The sequence below is a fragment of the Streptomyces sparsus genome (genome assembly GCF_054776295.1).
Window position 1 is genome coordinate 1 of record NZ_BAAHCA010000608.1, and the last position, 3020, is coordinate 3020.

The window sequence follows — 3020 nt, forward strand, 5'->3', positions numbered from 1 at the left end:
GGTGGCCGGCCCCCTCCTGCGGCGGCCGGCCACCCGCTGCCGCGGTCAGCCGGCGTTGAGGATGCGGGCGACGACCGGCCCGGCGTTCGTGCCGCCGTGGCCGGAGTTGGGTACGAGGGCCGCGGCGGCGATGTCGTCGCGGTAGCCGATGAACCAGGCGTTGGGCTTCTTCTGCCCGTCGACCTCGGCGGAGCCCGTCTTGCCGCCCTTGTCACCACTGACCGACGCCATCGCCTCGGCGGCGGTGCCGCTCGTCGCCGTCGTCTTCATCAGCGCGCGCAGCTCGGCGGAGATCGCCGGGGACAGGTTGCGGGGCGCCCTGACCAGCGTCCGGTTGTCCAGCTCCGGCGGGACCAGGTAGGGCTGCTTGAAGGTGCCGTTCTTCACCGTGGCCGCCACCGACGCCATCGTCAGCGGATTCATCCGGACCGCGCCCTGGCCGAGCAGGGAGGCGGCCATCTGCGCGTCCGACTGCACGGGCACCGCGCCGTCGAAGGTGCCGGTGCCGACCTGCCAGTCGAGGCCGATGCCGAAGACGTCCCGGGCCTGCTTGGTGAGGTCGTCGTCCTTCAGCTCGGGCGCCTGGCTGATGAAGGCGGTGTTGCAGGACGCGGCGAAGCTCTGCGCGAAGGTGCCGTTCTTGATCTCGAACTTGTCGAGGTTCTGGAACTTCCAGCCGCCGTGTGTGAAGTACTTGGGGCAGGGGTGCGGGGAGCCGCTCTTGGCGAGGCCCTTCTCCAGCAGCATCGAGGAGGTGACGACCTTCATCGTCGAGCCGGGCGCCAGCGCGCCGCGCAGGGCGGCGTTGAAGCTGCCCGCGGGGGTGTTGGCGATGGCGAGGATCTCACCGGTGCTGGGCTTGACAGCCACCGCGGAGGCCTTGGCCCGGCCGTCGAGCGCCTTCATGGCGGCCTTCTGGAGGGTGGCGTCCAAGGTGGTGGTCAGCTTGCCGGGTGTGCCCTCGGAGAGCTTGTGCAGCGTGACGCGGTTGGTCTCCTCCGCCGCCTTGCCGTCCTTCTTGTCCGCGCCCTCGGCGTCCGCGGTGCCGGGTGTGACGATGCGGGTCTCGACGCCGGGCTTGCCCTCGGTCTTGTCGGCGTACCGCCGGCGGACGTCGGCGAGGACCGCGGCGAGTTCGGGGAACTCCTCCTTCGTCAGCTCGGCGCCGTCGCGGTCGACGAGGACGACCTCCGGGTCCCCCGCGGCGTCGGTGACGATACGTTCGCCGTCCTTCAACTTCGGGTGCAGCACGGTGGGCTGCCACTCCACGACGGCCTCGCCCGTCTTCTTGTCGCGCACGACCGTCAGCGAGGACTCGTAGGACCACTCGGAGGTGGTCTCCTCGTAGGAGAGCTGGACGTCCGCCTCGAACTCCACGTCCGCGTCGACCTGCGCGTCCGCACCGGCGGCGTCCGCGTCGGCGTCGGCGTCCGCGTCGGTGGACGCCTCGGGGGTGAACTCCGCCTTCGACGCGCCGCCCTCCTCGCGGAAGCTCTTCAGCGCCTTCGCCGCGGCGGCCGGGTCGCTGGTCAGCTCGGCGGCCTCCGCGGTGTCACCGCCCTGCCACGCGGTGAGGAAGGCGTCAGCGGCCGACGACACCTCCTCGGCGGTGAGTGGTCCCGTCTTGACAGCCTTCGGTTTGTTGTCGGCGCTCGTCCCCGTCACGGACGCGTCCGTGACGCCGCTGTCGCTGCCGACCAGGGCGTAGGCCCCGACACCGGCGACCCCCACGGCCGTCGCGCAGACGACGCCGATCACCGCCAACTTCTGACCGTCACGCATAAGATTCCCGACTCTCCCACCCGCCCCGGCAACACCGGGTACCTGTTTGAGCACACTAGAGCACCGCGCCGACACCGGACGCGGACAGTCCTCCGGCCCCGGGCGACCCCGGTCCGTGACGCGGCACCGCCCACGAGCACGCCGCAGACCGCCAGGTCGGTTCCACCCCGGTGCGGATCGGCCGGAGGTCAACCGGCACCCGCCCGGGGCCCCTCGGCGACGTCCCGGGCACGGCCCGGCACGGCACTGCTGCCGACTCTCGCACGCGCACGTCCGCGGCGGCATCACGTTTCGGTTCCGGCTGGCGCCGCAAGCCGTGCACGACGCGGACACCCCCTGCGGAAGCGGACATTACCGCTCCCCGGGCCCGCGTTCGAATCCGCCCGCCAGGGCACGGCCCGGCCCCGGATCCGGGGCCGGACCCGCCCGCCAGGGCCCACGTCCGGGGCGGGGCTCCGGCTAGATCCAGGTGTCGAACCACATGCGGGCGCGCCACTGGTCCATGGTCAGTTCCTCGGCGGTGTAGATGGGCCAGAAGTAGATGAAGTTCCACACGATGAGCAGGACGAGCACCCCGCCGGCGACCAGGCCGACGGTCCGGCGGCGCTCGGTGCAGCCGGGCGGACCGGCGAGCGCGCCGAGCAGCATGGCGACCGCGAGGCACAGGAACGGCACGAACACCACGGCGTAGAAGAAGAAGATGGTCCGCTCCTGGTACAGGAACCAGGGCAGGTAACCGGCGGCCAGCCCGCACAGCAGCGCCCCGGCCCGCCAGTCGCGGCGCAGCGCCCAGCGGTACAGGGCGTAGGCCACGGCGGCGCAACCCACCCACCACAGCAGGGGGGTTCCGAGGGCGAGCACCTCGCGGGCGCAGCCGCTCGCCTCCATGCAGCCCTTCTCGCCGAGTTCCCGCGACTCGTAGAAGTAGGAGACCGGCCGGCCGTTCACCAGCCAGCTCCACGGGTTGGACTCGTAGGAGTGGTGGGAGGTGAGGTCGACGTGGAAGCTGTAGACCTCGGCTTCGTAGTGCCACAGGCTGCGCAGCGGACTCGGCAGCCAGGTCCAGGCGCCGCCCGCGCCGTCCTTCTCCGCCCAGTCCCTGAAGTAGCCGCCGCTGGTGGCGAACCAGCCGGTCCAGGAGGCGAGGTACGTCACCAGCGCGACGGGCACCAGCGAGCTGAACGCGGGCAGTGCGTCGCGGCGCAGCATCGCCCGCAGCGGGCGGCGGGCGCCGGCGG

The 3020-nt window shown here is 72.1% G+C and carries 2 protein-coding genes; both read right to left on the minus strand.

Annotation, left to right across the window (positions count from 1 at the left end):
• Positions 1-45: 45 nt before the first annotated feature.
• On the minus strand, positions 46-1782 hold the full coding sequence (locus ACYVE9_RS20980) for a penicillin-binding transpeptidase domain-containing protein (RefSeq protein ID WP_461029438.1): 1737 nt from the start codon (positions 1780-1782) through the stop codon (positions 46-48).
• Between the two features lie 459 nt (positions 1783-2241).
• A partial coding sequence (locus ACYVE9_RS20985; protein ID WP_461029439.1) for a dolichyl-phosphate-mannose--protein mannosyltransferase occupies positions 2242-3020 on the minus strand: 779 nt, incomplete at its 5' end.

Excerpts from the sequence above, each read along its gene's own strand:
- ACYVE9_RS20980 (WP_461029438.1), bottom strand. The coding sequence starts at position 1,782 with ATGCGTGACGGTCAGAAGTTGGCGGTGATCGGCGTCGTCTGCGCGACG.